Genomic DNA, 15,195 nt, shown 5'->3' with positions numbered 1-15,195 from the left:
GAGATCATGACATGGCACGCGTCAAAAGGGGCGTAACCGCCCACGCCAAGCACAAGAAGGTTCTCGAGCAGGCCAAGGGTTTCTACGGCCGCCGCAAGAACACCATCCGCATTGCCAAGCAGGCGGTGGAAAAGTCGAAGCAGTACGCTTACCGCGACCGCAAGAACCGCAAGCGCAACTTCCGCGCCCTGTGGGTCCAGCGTATCAACGCCGCGGTCCGCGAGCACGGCCTGACATATGGCCGCTTCATCGACGGCCTGAACAAGGCCAACATCGAGATCGATCGCAAGATCCTCTCCGACATGGCCATCCATGAGCCGCAGGCATTCGCCGCACTCGTGGCCAAGGCCAAGGTTGCTCTTGAGTATCTCAAGAACACCACCCCGAATGCTTTTGAAAGCGCTGTAGCTTAACCAGCGCCTTCCCAAGCATCACAGACTTGATTTGGGGAACCCGCGCTGGCACGGCTGGCGCGGGTTTTTCTTTTGCAGCAACGAAGGGCCGTAGGGCCGCAACGGAACTGGACCATGAGCGATCTTGAAACTCTCGAACAATCGCTGCTGAGCGACATCGCTTCCGCCTCTGACGAGCAGGCGATCGAGGCGGTGCGCGTCGCCGCCCTCGGCAAGAAGGGCTCGGTCTCGGAGATGCTGAAGACCCTTGGCGCGATGAGCGCCGAAGAGCGCCAGACCAAGGGTCCGGCGATCAACGGTCTGAAGAACCGCGTCACCGATGCGCTCTCGGCCCGCAAGAGCGAACTGCGCGATGTCGCCATCACCGCTCGCCTCATCGCTGAAAAGGTTGACGTCACCTTGCCGGTGCGCCAGTCGCCGGCTGAACGCGGCCGCATCCACCCGATCAGCCAGGTCATCGACGAGATCGCTGCGATCTTCGGCGATCTCGGCTTCGCCATTGCCGAAGGTCCCGATGTCGAGACCGACCATTACAATTTCACCGCGTTGAACTTCCCCGTCGGCCACCCGGCGCGCGAGATGCATGATACCTTCTTCTTCCCGCCCGACCAGAATGGCGAGCGCAAGCTTCTGCGCACCCATACGTCGCCGGTGCAGATCCGCACCATGGAGACGCAGAAGCCGCCGATCCGCATCGTCATTCCCGGCAAGACCTATCGCCAGGATTCGGACGCCACGCACTCGCCGATGTTCCATCAGGTCGAGGGCCTGGTGATCGACAAGACCGCCAACATCGCCAACATGAAGTGGGTGCTGGAGGAGTTCTGCAAGGCGTTCTTCGAGGTACCCTCGGTTAAGATGCGCTTCCGCCCATCCTTCTTCCCGTTCACCGAGCCGAGCCTCGAGGTCGACATCCAGTGCGACCGTTCGCGGCCCGGTGAAGTGCGCTTCGGCGAAGGCAACGACTGGATGGAGATCCTCGGCTGCGGCATGGTTCACCCGAACGTTCTGCGCCATGGCGGTCTCGATCCGGATGAGTACCAGGGCTTCGCCTGGGGCATGGGCATCGACCGCATCGCCATGCTGAAATATGGCATGCCCGACCTGCGCGCCTTCTTCGACGCCGATGTCCGCTGGCTGCAGCACTATGGCTTCCGCCCGCTCGACATGCCGACGCTGTTTGGTGGCCTGAGCGCATGACCGAAGCTGCTGACCGATATGCCAATGCTGTGACCTTCGCTTTCGGCGACAGCCCGGAGCTCGCCGACGAGCTGTTGGCGCTGGTGCTGTCGGGCAAGAAGACCGCGACCTGCGGCGCCTTGCGCGACTACGGCGGCGACGAGCCGATGCCTGAGGTCGGCCGCAGGGATGTCGTGCTCGACGGCCAGGGCCGTCGCGCCGCGGTCATCGAAACCGTCGAGGCGATCCAGCGTCGCTTCGATGAGGTCGATGCCGAGTTTGCTGCTGCGGAAGGCGAGGGTGACCTGTCCTATGAATACTGGCGTGAGGCCCACGAGGCCTACTTCGCCCGCAATGGTGGCTTCTCGCCGGACATGATTTTGGTTTGTGAGCGGTTCCGCGTGGTGGAAGTGCTCGACCGCAACGACACGAAACGAGTGAACCCATGAAATTCACCCTCTCCTGGCTCAAGGACCATCTCGACACCGACGCTTCGCTCGAACAGATCGTCGAGCGGCTGACCTCGATCGGCCTCGAAGTCGAGTCCGTCGACGACAAGGCAGCCCTCAAGCCCTTCGTCATCGCCAAGGTGCTGACGGCAAGCCGGCATCCAGACGCCGACAAGCTGCAGGTGCTGACTGTCGACACCGGCGACGGCAAGCCCGTCCAGGTCGTCTGCGGCGCGCCCAATGCACGCGCCGGCCTTATCGGCGCCTTCGCCGCTCCCGGCGCCTACGTGCCCGGCATCGACGTGACGCTGTCGGTCGGCAAGATCCGCGGCGTCGAAAGCCACGGCATGATGTGCTCGGAGCGCGAGCTGCAGCTGTCTGACGAGCATAACGGCATCATCGACCTGCCGGCCGACGCACCCGTCGGCACGTCCTTCGCCGCATATGCCCATCTCGACGATCCCATGATCGAGATCAACCTGACGCCGAACCGCCCCGACGCAACCAGCGTCCACGGCATCGCTCGCGATCTCGCTGCTTCCGGCCTCGGCACGCTCAAGGGCGGCGCAGTTGCCCCGATTGCTGGCGAAGGCGAATGCCCGGTCAAGGTGACGATCGAGGCACCCGAGCTCTGCCCCGGCTTCGCGCTGCGTCTGGTGCGCGGCGTCAAGAACGGCCCCTCGCCCAAGTGGATGCAGCAGCGCCTGATGGCCATCGGCTTGCGCCCCATCAACGCGCTGGTCGACATCACCAACTACGTTACCTTCGACCATGGCCGCCCGCTGCACGTCTTCGATGCCAAGAAGGTTGCTGGCAATCTCGTCGTCCGCCGCGGCCGCGAAGGCGACAAGGTGCTGGCGCTCGACGGCCGCGAATATGCGCTGACTCCTGAGATGTGCGTCATCGCTGATGACAACGGCGTCGAATCCATCGCCGGCGTCATGGGCGGCGAGCATTCAGGCTGTGACGAGAACACGACTGACGTGCTGATCGAGTCCGCACTCTGGGCCCCGCTTAACGTTGCCCGCACCGGCCGCACGCTCGGCATCATCACCGATGCGCGCTACCGCTTCGAGCGTGGCGTCGACCCAGAATTCATGGTTCCGGGCGTCGAGCTGGCGACCAAGCTGGTGCTGGAGCTTTGCGGCGGCCAGCCGACAAAGACCGACGTCGTCGGCTACGCTGGCCACACCGCCAAGGTGGTTTCGCTGCCGCTGTCCGAGATCAAGCGCCTGACCGGCATCGAGGTGCCGAAGGCCGAGAGCCTGGATATCCTCACCCGCCTCGGCTTCGGCGTGAACGGCACTGGCGACGTCGTCGAGGTGTCAGTGCCGTCCTGGCGTCCCGACGTCGACGGCAAGGCCGACCTGGTCGAGGAGGTCATGCGCATCCACGGCGTCGACAACATCGCGCCGCAGCCGCTCGGCGCGCATGACGCGGTCAACGGCAAGATCCTGACCATGCTGCAGATCCGCACCCGGTCGGCGCGGCGCGCGCTTGCCGTGCGCGGCATGATGGAGGCCGTCACCTGGTCGTTCATTCCGGCCAAGCACGCCGAGCTGTTCGGCGGCGGCCAGGACAGCCTCAAGCTGTCGAACCCGATCGCGGCCGACATGTCCGACATGCGTCCGTCGCTGCTGCCCGGCCTGATCGCCGCTGCCCAGCGCAATGCCGACCGCGGCCTCAGCGACGTCGCCCTGTTCGAGGTCTCCGGCACCTATGAGAACGACACGGCCGAAGGCCAGCGTCGCGTCGCCGCCGGCGTCCGCCGCGGTACGGCCAAGCTCGAGGGCTCGGGCCGCAACTGGTCGGGCAATGCGGCCAATGTCGGCGTGTTCGACGCCAAGGCCGATGCGATTGCGGCACTCGAAGCCTGCGGTGCGCCTGTCGACCGGCTGCAGATCGAAACCGGCGCTCCGGCCTGGTATCACCCGGGCCGCTCCGGCGTGATCAAGCTCGGCCCCAAGGTCGTGCTCGGCACCTTCGGCGAGTTCCACCCCAGGACGCTGGAAGGCCTCGACGTGTCGGGCCCGCTCTGCGGCTTCGAGGTCTATGTCGATGCAATCCCCGAGCCCAAGGCCAAGCCGACCAAGACCAAGCCGAAGCTGGAGCTGTCGGCCTTCCAGGCGGTCAAGCGCGACTTCGCTTTCGTCGTCGACAAGGCCGTCGAGGCCGGCACGCTGACGAAAGCCGCCCTCGCCGCCGACAAGAAGCTGATCACCGGCGTCTCGGTCTTCGACATCTTCGAGGGCGCGTCGCTCGGCGAAGGCAAGAAGTCGATCGCCATCGAGGTGTCGATCCAGCCGGTCGAAAAGACCCTGACCGACCAGGACTTCGAGGCGCTCGCGGCCCGCATCGTCGAGAACGTCAAGAAGCAGACCGGCGGCGCGCTGCGGAGCTGATCGTCTTCGGGGTGCGGCATGAAGCATCTGCGATACAAGGGCCTGCCGTTTGACGACCAGCGGCAGGTCCTCCTTGACGTCCTCCTTGCCGACCCGATCGTCCGCCCGGCGCTTGCGACGGCGGAAAAGCTCGACCTGCCGCAGTGGATGCTGGTTTCTGGCGCGCTCTACAACAGCGTCTGGAACCATCTGACCGGCCGCCCCGCCGGCTATGGCATCAAAGATGTCGACCTGTTCTATTTCGACGGCGCCGACCTCTCCTGGGAGGCCGAGGACGTGGTCATTCGCCGTGGCGCTGATGCCTTCGCGCATCTGCCGCTGCCGGTCGAGGTCCGCAACCAGGCCCGCGTCCATCTCTGGTTCGAGGATCATTTCGGCTCGCCGCGCGCCCCGCTCGCTTCCAGCGCCGAGTCGCTCGAACACTTCGCCTCGCGCACCCACGCCGTCGGCCTCGCCCTCGTCGACGGCGCTCCACAGGTCTGGGCGCCGTTCGGCCTCGACGACATTTTTGCCTTCCGGATCACGCCCAATCACCGCAACGACAACCGTGCCACCCACGAAGCCAAGGGCCGGCGCGCCAGGGAGATGTGGCCGGAGGTCACTGTCTTCGACTGGTAGACCCTGTTCCGGGACGAATTCCGCCCCAGATTCGTTGTGCGACGGAGGTGCCGTCGATGCTGCGCAACACCACTACCCGTTACGGCTGGGCCGCGATCATCCTGCACTGGCTGATCGGGCTGATCTTCATCGGCCAGTTCTTGCTCGGCTGGACGATGGTTCGCATCGCCAGCCAGCGCACATCCTTTGAACTGATCCAGCTGCACAAATCCTTCGGCTTCCTGCTGCTCGGGCTGGTGCTGATCCGCATCGGCTGGCGCCTCGGCAATCTGAGCCCTGAACTTCCCGAGGAGGTCGGCCCGGTCGAACGCCGCGCCGCCCCAGCCGTGCATCTGGGGCTCTATGCAGCGCAGCTCGTCGTGCCGCTGTCGGGCTGGGTGCTGGTGTCGGTCTCAGTGCTCGAAATCCCGTCGGTGCCGTTCAACCTGTTCGTCATGCCGCATCTGCCGCTGCAGGTTTCCGAGGCTGCAGAGAATTTCTGGATCTTTGGCCACAAGTGGCTGGCCTATGCCGGCATTGCGCTGGTTGTGCTGCACATTCTGGCAGCGCTCAGGCACCATTTCTGGCTGCGTGATGTCGTGCTGGTCCGGATGATCTCGCCCTTTTTTGTGAGGTCCTCGCGAAAGCCGGAATAGCCGCAGCTTTCCGTTCGTTTGTCTCGGTGCGTGGCCCGGACGGGCCTTGCCATCAGGGAGTATGATGAAATGTCCTTGCGTGTTTTGGGCGCTGCAACCCTTATTGCTGTCGGCCTTCTTGGCGACACTGCCTCGGCGGTGGCGCTGTCCGATGCGGCCGGGCGTTATGCCATTTCCAACAACGGTTCGAGCATCCGCTTTGCCATCGGCAAGATCGGCGGTGGCGGGCTCGCCGGCGCCTTCGGCCAGTTCAAGGGCACGATCCGCATCGACGGCGGCGACATCGCCCGCTCGAAGGTCGACATCACCATCTTCCCCGACAGCGTCGGCACCGGTCAGGGCCGCATCGATGCCTTCCTGAAGTCGGATGCCGTCTTCGACGTCGCCAATTCGCGCCAGATCACCTTCCGCTCGACGAGCGTCCAGCGCACCGGCGACAACTCGGCCATCATCACCGGCCAGCTGACGGCACGCGGCCACACCAACACCGAAAAGTTCACCGCCGAGCTGCAGGGCCTGAAAGGCGGGCAGATCCGCTTCCGGGTCAGCGGCCAGGTGTTCCGCTCGCGTTACCAGATGGATGTCGGCACACCGATCTATTCCAACATCGTCGCCTTCGACATGGAGTTCAGCGGCCGGCGCGGCTGAACGAGATAGGCTCTGGCATTTGGCGGCCGCTTCCGCCAATCTCCCGAAGCGGCCAGGTTGGCCAGCTTTTTCCTTGTGTCCGGAGGCCAGATGTTTCGTTGGGGCGTACTTTCGACAGCCAAGATCGGCCGTGACCAGCTGTTGCCGGCGATCGCCGATTCCGACAATGGCGTGCTGGCGGCGGTCGCCAGCCGCGATGTCGGCAAGGCACGCGCCCTGGCCGACCGCTTTGGTGCTGCGCACGCCTTCGGCTCCTATGGCGAGCTACTTGCCTCCGACACCGTCGACGGCGTCTACATCCCGCTGCCGACCTCGCAGCATCTCGAATGGGCGGCGAAGGCCGCCGAGGCCGGCAAGCACGTGCTGGTCGAAAAGCCGTTGGCGCTGGAGGCCGAAGACATTGCGCCGCTGATCGCCATCCGCGACCGCAAAAAGGTGATCGTTTCCGAAGCCTTCATGGTCACCTATCACCCGCAATGGCTGAAGGTGCGCGACCTGATCGCTGGCGGTGCCATCGGCAAGCTCAAGCACGTCCAGGGTGCGTTTTCCTACTTCAACGTCGACCCCAACAACATGCGCAACCAGCTCGATCTCGGCGGCGGCGCCTTGCCCGACATCGGCGTCTATCCGACTGTCACAACGCGGTTCTCGACCGGCAAGGAGCCGGTGCGGGTGCAGGCGAGCATCGAGCGTGATCCGAAATTCGGCACCGACATCTATTCCAGCGTCCGCGCCGATTTCGGCGATTTCGAGCTGTCCTTCTATCTCTCGACCCAGCTCGCCAACCGCCAGCTGATGGTCTTCCACGGCGACAAGGGTTTCATCGAGATCCATTCGCCGTTCAATGCCGGGCTCTACGACCACCACCGCGTCGAGTTGCACAATGCCGGCCACAACGAGGCGACGGTGTTCCGCTTTCCCGGCGCCCAGCAGTACCGGCTGCAGGTCGAGACTTTTGTCCGCGCGGCCCGGGGCAGCGGCGAGCACGTCTTTTCGCTCGAGCAGTCGGTGCTCAACCAGAAGGTCATCGACGCCATCTTCCGCGCCGGCGAGCATGACGGCTGGGAGGCGGTTTAGGCTTTCAAGCCTGCGGGCCGGCCCGCCATCAGCGGGGCGAAGGCTGTCGTTTCCGCCTTGCTGTGCTAGGGAGCGCCGCATGACGTTGGACAATGAAGGCGCGCGGCGATGATTCCCTGGGTAGTGCTCGACACGGCGAAGATCCCCGGTGGCGGCGAACTGCGCTTGAAGCAGCGCGGCACCGAATTCTCGATCATGCTCGGCTCCAACGAGCTGATGAACAGCCGGCTGAGCGGCTCCGAGGAGGCGCTGGCCAAGCTCGCCCATGAGCGCATCGGCGGCCGTTCCAAGCCGACGATCCTGATCGGCGGCCTCGGCATGGGTTTTACCTTGCGCGCGGCGCTTGCCCTGTTTGGCAAGGATGCCCGCATCGTCGTCGCCGAACTGGTGCCAGAGGTCGTTGCCTGGGCGCGCGGGCCGATGGCCGAACTCTTCGACGGCTGTCTCGACGATCCGCGCGTCGATGTGGTGGAGGGCGATGTCGGCAAGCTCATCCGCGATGGCATGGGCAGCTATGACGCCATCCTGCTCGACGTCGACAACGGCCCCGAGGGCCTGTCGCGCGACGCCAACGACAGCCTCTACAACTACACCGGCCTCTATGCCGCGAAGACCGCGCTGAAGCCGGGAGGCGTGCTCATCGTCTGGTCGCAAGGTCCCGACAAGTCGTTCTCCCGGCGCCTGCATGAGAGCGGCTTCGTCACCGACGAGGTCAAGGTCCGCGCCAGCACCAAGGGCAGTGGCGCACGGCATGTCGTCTGGGTGGCGGCCAACAAAGTGCAGCCGGTGGCGAAGGATGGGCCGGCTGCCCGGCGTCCGGCCGCTGCGAAAGGGCGGCGCTAGGCGCGGTCTTCCCACTCGCCCCGTTTACGGGGAGAGGGTGGCCCGGAGGGCCGGGTGGGGGGCAGAGCCAAGTCCTGCAAGATCGAGCTGCCCCTCATCCCCCTGCCGGGACCTTCTCCCCGACAAGGAGGGAGATTAGTCGCGTCGCCGGCGGCGCCCACTCTGCCGCGTTATGAGGAAAAGTCCGGCGACAATGGCGAAAATCGGCGATTGGCGGCGGGGCAGATGCAGGCCTGATCTCCCCCCTTGTGGGGGAGATGCCCGGCCCCGGGCAGAGGGGGGTGGGAAGGATCGCGACTTGAGCGATTGGCGGGAGTTCCCCGTAGCGATTGGTCTTCAGAAAAAATGGTGATCGTGAAAAACCTCTCCACGCCCGTAGCTAAAATCTCACCACCACACGCCGCCGCGTGTCACCCGGATGCGGGGGCGGCCTTTGTCGGGCGGGTTGAGCGAGGCGTCGCAGGCGGGGCGGGAGTCGTCGGCGAAGTCGGTGTTGGCGGCGTTGATGAAGCCGCGCGCGCCTTGCGGCAAATAGGTGCCGGGATGGGCGCGGATCTTGGGGATGATCGAGGGGCGCGCAACATGCGGCTGGGGCGCGCCGTCGGTGGCGACGATCGGCTCCGGTGCTTCGGCGGTCCTCAGTGCCTTGAGCCGGGCGACGCGGTCGGCGGTGAGCGGATGGGTGCGCAGCACCGAGGGGTCGGGGATGCGGCCGCTGGGCAGCAGGATGTTTTCCCACACCCTGCCCTGGGCGCGTTCGAGCTTGGCCAGCGCTGAGGCGAGCCCATCGGGATCGCCGGTGAGGATGGCGGCACCGAGGTCGGCGTCGAATTCGCGGGTGCGCGACAGCGCCATCTGCAGCAGGCCGCCGACGGTGGGGGCGGCAAGCAGCACCAGCACCGCGAGCCACGGCACCTGGGTGCCGAAACCGCCGGCAAAGCCGAACAGGTTGAGAAACAGCGACACCAGGCCGACAGTCGACATGAACGAGGTGAAGCGCGACACCATGTCGGCGAAGGCCATGACCTTTACGTCCTCATGGGCGATGTGGCTGATCTCATGCGCCAGCACGCCGGCCAGCTCGCGCGGGGTCAGATTGCGGGCGAGCGCGTCGGTGACGGCGATGGCCGCATCGTCGCGGCGGCCGACGGCAAACGCGTTCATCATCTTGGAGGGGATGACATAGAGTTTTGGCACCGCAGGCAGCTCGGCGCGGCGGGCGAGCTCCTCGACGATGCGGAAGCCGGCGGGGAAATCGGCCGGAGTGACCTGCCGCGCCTTGTACATGGACAGCACCATCTGCGGGCTGATGCGCCGCACCGCCCACATGGAAAGTGCACCAAAGACAAGGGCATAGAGGATGCCGGTGCTGCCGGCGAAGGCCCAGGCCGTGACCCCGAGCAGCAGCAGGCTGCCGGCGCCGAGCAGCCATGTCTGCGCCATGTTCAGCGCGCGGTTGCGCCGGTGTTCGAAAAGGTTGATGGATTGTAGCTCGCTCATGCCCCAAATATGAGCGTGCCACAGGCTTTTGCCGAGTCCCCTGCACGGAAAGTTGCAGAACGCTTGCGCTGTCAGGAGCCTGTTCTTATATACGCCGCAACACCGCTTCGGCCCGGAAAACCGGTATCTGGAGCGGCATTTCGAGTGAACAGGGGCTTTCGTCGGAACGCCTTCATGGGTCCAGAGAGCCTGCTTAGCGGAGAGAAGTAGTAAAATGGCAAAAGTTATCGGTATCGACCTGGGAACGACAAATTCCTGCGTCGCCGTCATGGACGGCAAGGACGCGAAAGTCATCGAGAACGCGGAAGGCGCGCGCACGACCCCTTCCATCGTCGCTTTCAGCGGCGACGGCGAGCGTCTCGTCGGCCAGCCGGCCAAGCGCCAGGCGGTCACCAACCCTGAAAACACCGTCTTCGCGGTCAAGCGCCTGATCGGCCGCCGCTATGACGATCCGGTCACCGAGAAGGACAAGAAGCTGGTCCCCTATCACATCGTGAAGGGTGACAACGGCGACGCCTGGGTGGAAGCCGGCGACAAGAAGCAGTCGCCCAGCCAGATCTCGGCGATGATCCTGCAGAAGATGAAGGAGACGGCGGAAGCCTATCTCGGCGAGAAGGTCGAGAAGGCCGTCATCACCGTTCCGGCTTATTTCAACGACGCCCAGCGCCAGGCCACCAAGGACGCCGGCAAGATCGCTGGCCTGGAAGTGCTGCGCATCATCAACGAGCCGACCGCTGCGGCGCTGGCCTATGGCCTCGACAAGACCGAAGGCAAGACGATTGCGGTCTATGACCTTGGCGGCGGTACCTTCGATATCTCGGTTCTCGAGATCGGCGACGGCGTGTTCGAGGTGAAGTCGACCAACGGCGACACCTTCCTCGGCGGCGAAGACTTCGACATGCGCCTGGTCGAGTACCTGGCGGCCGAGTTCAAAAAGGAACAGGGCATCGACCTGAAGAACGACAAGCTTGCCCTGCAGCGCCTCAAGGAAGCTGCGGAAAAGGCCAAGATCGAGCTGTCGTCGACGACCCAGACCGAAATCAACCTGCCCTTCATCACCGCTGACGCGACCGGCCCGAAGCACCTGACGCTGAAGCTGTCGCGCGCCAAGTTCGAGCAGCTGGTCGACGACCTCGTCCAGCGCACGATCGAGCCGTGCAAGGCAGCGCTCAAGGATGCCGGCCTCAAGGCTGGCGAGATCGACGAAGTGGTGCTGGTCGGTGGCATGACCCGCATGCCCAAAATCCAGGAGATCGTGAAGCAGTTCTTCGGCAAGGAGCCGCACAAGGGCGTCAACCCCGATGAGGTGGTTGCACTCGGTGCCGCGATCCAGGCCGGCGTTCTCCAGGGTGACGTCAAGGACGTACTGCTGCTCGACGTGACCCCGCTGTCGCTGGGCATCGAGACGCTGGGCGGCGTGTTCACCCGCCTGATCGAGCGCAACACCACGATCCCGACCAAGAAGAGCCAGGTCTTCTCGACGGCTGAAGACAGCCAGTCGGCAGTGACCATCCGCGTCTTCCAGGGCGAGCGTGAAATGGCTGCCGACAACAAGATGCTCGGCCAGTTCGACCTCGTCGGCATTCCGCCCGCACCGCGCGGCGTGCCGCAGATCGAAGTGACCTTCGACATCGACGCCAACGGCATCGTCAACGTCTCGGCGAAGGACAAGGGCACCGGCAAGGAGCACCAGATCCGCATCCAGGCATCTGGCGGTCTGTCCGACGCCGACATCGAGAAGATGGTCAAGGACGCCGAGGTCAATGCCGAGGCCGACAAGAAGCGCAAGGCGCTGGTCGAGGCACGCAACCAGGCCGAAAGCTTGCTGAACTCGTCGGAGAAGTCGCTGAAGGAATATGGCGACAAGGTCACCGAGGCAGATCGCACCGCCATTTCGGATGCGATCGCCGCGCTGAAGACCGCGACCGAAGGCGACGACGCCGAAGCGATCAATGCCAAGTCGCAGGCGCTTGCCGAAGCTTCGATGAAGCTCGGCCAGGCCATGTATGAGGCTTCGCAGAAGGAAGCGGCCGAATCCGACGCCGCGGCTGATGCAGCCAAGGACAGCGACGTGGTCGACGCCGATTTCGAAGAGATCGACGACAACGACGACAAGAAGAAGTCGGCCTGATCGGCTCGACATCCAGTCTAATCGGAAAGCCCGGTCATCGCGCCGGGCTTTTCTTTTGCACCGAATACAGAGGCTTGCGGCGTTTAAGCTTAAGGAAAGAAAGTACAGGCAGGCTGTGGCTGGACCCGGCCGACAATTGACCTCGGCCGCGCGGTGGCGGAGGGCAGCATGCACTTCAGGACACTCGAAGTCTGGCGGCTGGCAGCGGCGCTTACCGTGATGATGTGGCATTTCCTGCGCTATGCGCCGCCCGGACATGAGGCGGCCAGTGCGGCGCTCTACCGGCTGATGCCGCTGATGGAGATGTTCTTCATGATCTCGGGCTTCCTGATCATGCTGCGTTATGCCGACACGCTGATGGCCGAGCCCGGCTCGTTCCGCCGCTTCATCGTCCGCCGTCTGGCCCGGCTCTATCCGCTCTATCTCGTCACGCTGCTGTTTTTCTGCATCGTTGCCGCAGCACTGCATTTCGACCTGGTGCAGACGCAGCAGCCCGAGCGCTACGCCTGGACGGCGCTGCCGGCCAATCTGATGCTGGTCCAGGCCTGGGGGCTGACCGACAATCTGACCTTCAACTATGTCAGCTGGACGCTGTCGGCCGAGTGGTTCTGCTATCTCGCCTTGCCAGTCATCGTCTTGGCCTATCGCCGCCATGGCATGTGGGGACTGGTGGTCGTGGCGGCATCCGCCGTTACCGTGCTGGAATTCGCAGTGATGCTGGGCTGGATCCCGTTTCCGAGCTGGCTCGAGGCCAACACCTGGGGCGCCTATCGCGCCTTTGCCGATTTCGCGCTTGGCGCGATGGTGGCGGTGGCGGTGCGCGACTCCAGGCTCACACTTTCGAGCCACCTGCCCGGCTGGCTGGCCTTTGTCCTGGCGATCGCTGCGATGGCGACGCAGCAGAACGCCTATGTGATCGTGCTTTTGCTCGCGGCAGCGACGTTTCTCGCCGCCCTTGCCGAGCGCAACAATCCCGATGGCGCGCTTTATCTCAAGCCGCTGCATCCGCTCGGACGCGTGTCGTTCGGCATCTATATGATCCATCCCGTCATCGAGACGCTGCTGCTGGCGCTTGTCTGGCGCAAGCTGGTCGAGCCGCTCGAGGTTGTCGGCTTCTACACCTTCTGGCTGGTGCCCGCGGTGACCGTGATGGTGGTGGCGATGGCCTCGGACCGCTACTTTGAGGGGCCGGTGAGCCAGTATCTCAATTCCCGGTTGGGGGCGGAAAAGCCCAAAGCCACCCGGCGCCGCATCGCCTGAGCGGCCCCAAGGCCACAACCGCTGCAAATTTAGCCGATTTTCTGCCGAAATCTGCCGCTTCGGCCGCCCGGCCTATGGCATACCGGCGCATGGTTTACTAAATCGGGGCCTATTACCACCGATGGCGCAGTCCGGTGGATAGCGCCGAGGCAGTGACGGGAAGATATGAAAGCTGATTTCTACGAAACGCTGGGCGTCCAGAAGGGCGCTGACGAGAAGGAGCTGAAATCGGCCTTCCGCAAGCTTGCGATGCAGTTCCACCCCGACCGCAATCCGGGCGATGACGCGTGCGAGCACAAGTTCAAGGAAATCAACGAAGCCTACGAGACGCTGAAGGACCCGCAGAAGCGCGCCGCCTATGACCGCTTCGGCCACGCCGCCTTCGAGAATGGCGGCATGGGCAATGGCGGTGGCCAGGGCTTTGGCGCCGGCGGTTTCGCCGACATCTTCGAAGACATCTTCGGCGACATGATGGGTGGCGGCAGGCGCCGTTCCTCGGGTGGCCGCGAGCGCGGTGCCGACCTGCGCTACAACATGGAAATCACGCTTGAGGAGGCTTTTGCCGGCAAGACCGCGCAGATTCGCGTGCCGACCTCGATCCTGTGCACCGAATGCGCCGGTTCGGGCGCCAAGCCCGGCACCCAGCCGGTGACCTGCTCGATGTGCCAGGGCCACGGCAAGGTACGCGCCAGCCAGGGCTTCTTCTCGATCGAGCGCACCTGCCCGCAATGCCAGGGCCGCGGCCAGACGATCAAGGACCCGTGCGGCAAGTGCGCCGGTCAGGGCCGCGTCACAGAAGAGCGCTCGCTGTCGGTCAACATTCCCTCGGGCATCGAGGACGGCACCCGCATCCGTCTCGCCAATGAAGGCGAAGCCGGCCTGCGCGGCGGCCCTTCGGGCGACCTCTACATCTTCCTGTCGGTCAAGCCGCACGAGTTCTTCCAGCGCGATGGCGCCGACCTCTATTGCAAGGTGCCGATCTCGATGACCACGGCGGCCCTTGGCGGGCAGTTCGAGGTGGCGACGCTCGATGGTACCCAGACGCGCGTGAAGGTGCCTGAGGGCACCCAGAACGGCCGTCAGTTCCGCCTCAAGGGCAAGGGCATGCCGATCCTGCGCCAGCCGCAGGTCGGTGATCTCTACATCCAGACGGCGGTCGAGACGCCGCAGAACCTGACACGGCGGCAGCGCGAGCTGCTCGAGGAGTTCGAGAAGCTGTCGTCGACCGAGAACTCGCCGCAGTCGAGCGGTTTCTTCTCGCGCATGAAGGACTTTTTCGAGTCCTTCGGCGATAAATGAGGATGTTTCTGCCGTAACGGAAATTGAGCCAGCTTTCTGCTTGCGCTGGCCCACTTTGCTGTTATTTCTCCCCCCAGAAGCGGTGAGGAGATCGAAGCGATGCCACGCGGTTCCGGATTGCGCAAAACCCTTGCGGCCAAGTTCGATGACGAGCTGAAGTTCTTCAAGGGTTGGATCGACAAGCCCAAGGCCGTCGGTTCGATCGTGCCGACGAGTTCGGTCACCGCCAAGCGCATGGCCTCTGTCATCAACACCCGCTCGGGCCTGCCGGTCCTGGAAGTCGGGCCCGGCACCGGCGTCATCACCAAGGCGATCCTCGCCCACGGCGTCAAGCCGGAGGATCTCTACACGGTTGAATACTCAGCCGATTTCGTCCAGCACCTGCGCCGCCTCTATCCGGCCGTCAACGTCATCGAGGGCGATGCCTTCGACCTCGACAACACGCTGGGCGTCAACAAGGACCTGACCTTCGACTCGGTCGTCTCGGGCGTGCCGCTGCTCAACTTCCCGGTTACCAGCCGCGTCGCCTATCTCGAGGGCCTGCTCAAGCGCATCCCCGCCGGCCGGCCGGTGATCCAGCTGACCTACGGCCCGAAGTCGCCGATCCCGCCGGGCCTCGGCAACTACACCGTCGAGCATTTCGACTTCATCATCCGCAACATTCCGCCGACGCAGCTCTGGGTCTATCGCCGCGCCAAGCACTGAGCGCTGCGGCCTTGATTTGGCCGGCTGATCGCCCCT

General features: G+C 64.4%; 14 protein-coding genes. 13 read left to right on the top strand and 1 reads right to left on the bottom strand.

Features of this window, described 5'->3' with window-relative positions; all coding sequences use genetic code 11:
- Positions 1 to 11: 11 nt before the first annotated feature.
- From rplT to ACSQ3E_RS21510, 9 genes are all read left to right on the top strand, one after another.
- Entirely contained in the window at positions 12 to 413 is a 402-nt protein-coding gene (gene rplT, locus ACSQ3E_RS21550; protein ID WP_067955711.1) for a 50S ribosomal protein L20, read from the top strand.
- A 114-nt stretch (positions 414 to 527) separates the two neighbouring features.
- The gene (gene pheS, locus ACSQ3E_RS21545; protein ID WP_436124265.1) at positions 528 to 1,613 is read left to right on the top strand and encodes a phenylalanine--tRNA ligase subunit alpha; all 1,086 of its coding nucleotides are present in this window, start codon (positions 528 to 530) and stop codon (positions 1,611 to 1,613) included.
- Positions 1,610 to 2,041, top strand: a complete 432-nt coding sequence (locus tag ACSQ3E_RS21540; RefSeq protein WP_436124264.1) for an ASCH domain-containing protein — start codon at positions 1,610 to 1,612, stop codon at positions 2,039 to 2,041. The genes pheS and ACSQ3E_RS21540 overlap by 4 nt, the downstream gene beginning before the upstream one ends.
- Positions 2,038 to 4,443, top strand: a complete 2,406-nt coding sequence (gene pheT / locus ACSQ3E_RS21535; RefSeq protein ID WP_436124263.1) for a phenylalanine--tRNA ligase subunit beta — start codon at positions 2,038 to 2,040, stop codon at positions 4,441 to 4,443. Before ACSQ3E_RS21540 ends, pheT begins: the two co-directional genes overlap by 4 nt.
- A gap of 18 nt (positions 4,444 to 4,461) precedes the next feature.
- The gene (locus ACSQ3E_RS21530; RefSeq protein WP_436124262.1) at positions 4,462 to 5,061 is read left to right on the top strand and encodes a nucleotidyltransferase family protein; all 600 of its coding nucleotides are present in this window, start codon (positions 4,462 to 4,464) and stop codon (positions 5,059 to 5,061) included.
- Between the two features lie 56 nt (positions 5,062 to 5,117).
- Positions 5,118 to 5,696, top strand: a complete 579-nt coding sequence (locus ACSQ3E_RS21525; RefSeq protein ID WP_436124261.1) for a cytochrome b — start codon at positions 5,118 to 5,120, stop codon at positions 5,694 to 5,696.
- Positions 5,697 to 5,765: 69 nt separating this feature from the next.
- Positions 5,766 to 6,344, top strand: coding sequence for a YceI family protein (locus ACSQ3E_RS21520; protein ID WP_436124260.1), 579 nt, complete (start codon positions 5,766 to 5,768; stop codon positions 6,342 to 6,344).
- A 90-nt stretch (positions 6,345 to 6,434) separates the two neighbouring features.
- A complete protein-coding gene (locus ACSQ3E_RS21515) occupies positions 6,435 to 7,421 on the top strand; it encodes a Gfo/Idh/MocA family protein (protein ID WP_436124259.1) in 987 nt (328 codons plus the stop codon).
- 108 nt (positions 7,422 to 7,529) lie between these two features.
- Positions 7,530 to 8,264 (top strand): spermidine synthase, encoded by a 735-nt coding sequence (locus tag ACSQ3E_RS21510; protein WP_436124258.1) that lies wholly within the window; start codon positions 7,530 to 7,532, stop codon positions 8,262 to 8,264.
- Between the two features lie 387 nt (positions 8,265 to 8,651).
- On the opposite strand, the gene ACSQ3E_RS21505 is transcribed toward ACSQ3E_RS21510, so the two are convergent.
- Positions 8,652 to 9,764 (bottom strand): zinc metalloprotease HtpX, encoded by a 1,113-nt coding sequence (locus tag ACSQ3E_RS21505; RefSeq protein WP_436124257.1) that lies wholly within the window; start codon positions 9,762 to 9,764, stop codon positions 8,652 to 8,654.
- 214 nt (positions 9,765 to 9,978) lie between these two features.
- On the opposite strand from ACSQ3E_RS21505, the gene dnaK reads away from it, so the two are divergent.
- The 4 genes from dnaK (at position 9,979) to pmtA (ending at position 15,159) form a co-directional block, all read left to right on the top strand.
- Positions 9,979 to 11,895, top strand: coding sequence for a molecular chaperone DnaK (dnaK, locus tag ACSQ3E_RS21500; RefSeq protein ID WP_436124256.1), 1,917 nt, complete (start codon positions 9,979 to 9,981; stop codon positions 11,893 to 11,895).
- 168 nt (positions 11,896 to 12,063) lie between these two features.
- Positions 12,064 to 13,155 carry an acyltransferase family protein gene (locus ACSQ3E_RS21495; RefSeq protein WP_436124255.1) on the top strand — a complete coding sequence of 364 codons (1,092 nt, stop codon included), beginning with the start codon at positions 12,064 to 12,066 and terminating at the stop codon, positions 13,153 to 13,155.
- Positions 13,156 to 13,320: 165 nt separating this feature from the next.
- Positions 13,321 to 14,454 (top strand): molecular chaperone DnaJ, encoded by a 1,134-nt coding sequence (gene dnaJ, locus ACSQ3E_RS21490; RefSeq protein WP_436124254.1) that lies wholly within the window; start codon positions 13,321 to 13,323, stop codon positions 14,452 to 14,454.
- 99 nt (positions 14,455 to 14,553) lie between these two features.
- Positions 14,554 to 15,159, top strand: a complete 606-nt coding sequence (pmtA, locus tag ACSQ3E_RS21485) for a phospholipid N-methyltransferase PmtA (RefSeq protein WP_436124253.1) — start codon at positions 14,554 to 14,556, stop codon at positions 15,157 to 15,159.
- Positions 15,160 to 15,195: the final 36 nt, after the last annotated feature.

The organism is Aminobacter sp. LjRoot7 (assembly GCF_964252895.1).
Classification (GTDB): Bacteria; Pseudomonadota; Alphaproteobacteria; order Rhizobiales; family Rhizobiaceae; genus Aminobacter; species Aminobacter aminovorans_B.
Note: the sequence above shows the minus strand (reverse complement) of the source record. Positions and strands in the feature narration are given on the sequence as shown.

Coding starts and splice junctions, on each gene's coding strand:
- rplT (WP_067955711.1), top strand. CDS start 12: ATGGCACGCGTCAAAAGGGGCGTAACCGCCCACGCCAAGCACAAGAAG.
- pheS (WP_436124265.1), top strand. CDS start 528: ATGAGCGATCTTGAAACTCTCGAACAATCGCTGCTGAGCGACATCGCT.
- ACSQ3E_RS21540 (WP_436124264.1), top strand. CDS start 1,610: ATGACCGAAGCTGCTGACCGATATGCCAATGCTGTGACCTTCGCTTTC.
- pheT (WP_436124263.1), top strand. CDS start 2,038: ATGAAATTCACCCTCTCCTGGCTCAAGGACCATCTCGACACCGACGCT.
- ACSQ3E_RS21530 (WP_436124262.1), top strand. CDS start 4,462: ATGAAGCATCTGCGATACAAGGGCCTGCCGTTTGACGACCAGCGGCAG.
- ACSQ3E_RS21525 (WP_436124261.1), top strand. CDS start 5,118: ATGCTGCGCAACACCACTACCCGTTACGGCTGGGCCGCGATCATCCTG.
- ACSQ3E_RS21520 (WP_436124260.1), top strand. CDS start 5,766: ATGTCCTTGCGTGTTTTGGGCGCTGCAACCCTTATTGCTGTCGGCCTT.
- ACSQ3E_RS21515 (WP_436124259.1), top strand. CDS start 6,435: ATGTTTCGTTGGGGCGTACTTTCGACAGCCAAGATCGGCCGTGACCAG.
- ACSQ3E_RS21510 (WP_436124258.1), top strand. CDS start 7,530: ATGATTCCCTGGGTAGTGCTCGACACGGCGAAGATCCCCGGTGGCGGC.
- ACSQ3E_RS21505 (WP_436124257.1), bottom strand. CDS start 9,764: ATGAGCGAGCTACAATCCATCAACCTTTTCGAACACCGGCGCAACCGC.
- dnaK (WP_436124256.1), top strand. CDS start 9,979: ATGGCAAAAGTTATCGGTATCGACCTGGGAACGACAAATTCCTGCGTC.
- ACSQ3E_RS21495 (WP_436124255.1), top strand. CDS start 12,064: ATGCACTTCAGGACACTCGAAGTCTGGCGGCTGGCAGCGGCGCTTACC.
- dnaJ (WP_436124254.1), top strand. CDS start 13,321: ATGAAAGCTGATTTCTACGAAACGCTGGGCGTCCAGAAGGGCGCTGAC.
- pmtA (WP_436124253.1), top strand. CDS start 14,554: ATGCCACGCGGTTCCGGATTGCGCAAAACCCTTGCGGCCAAGTTCGAT.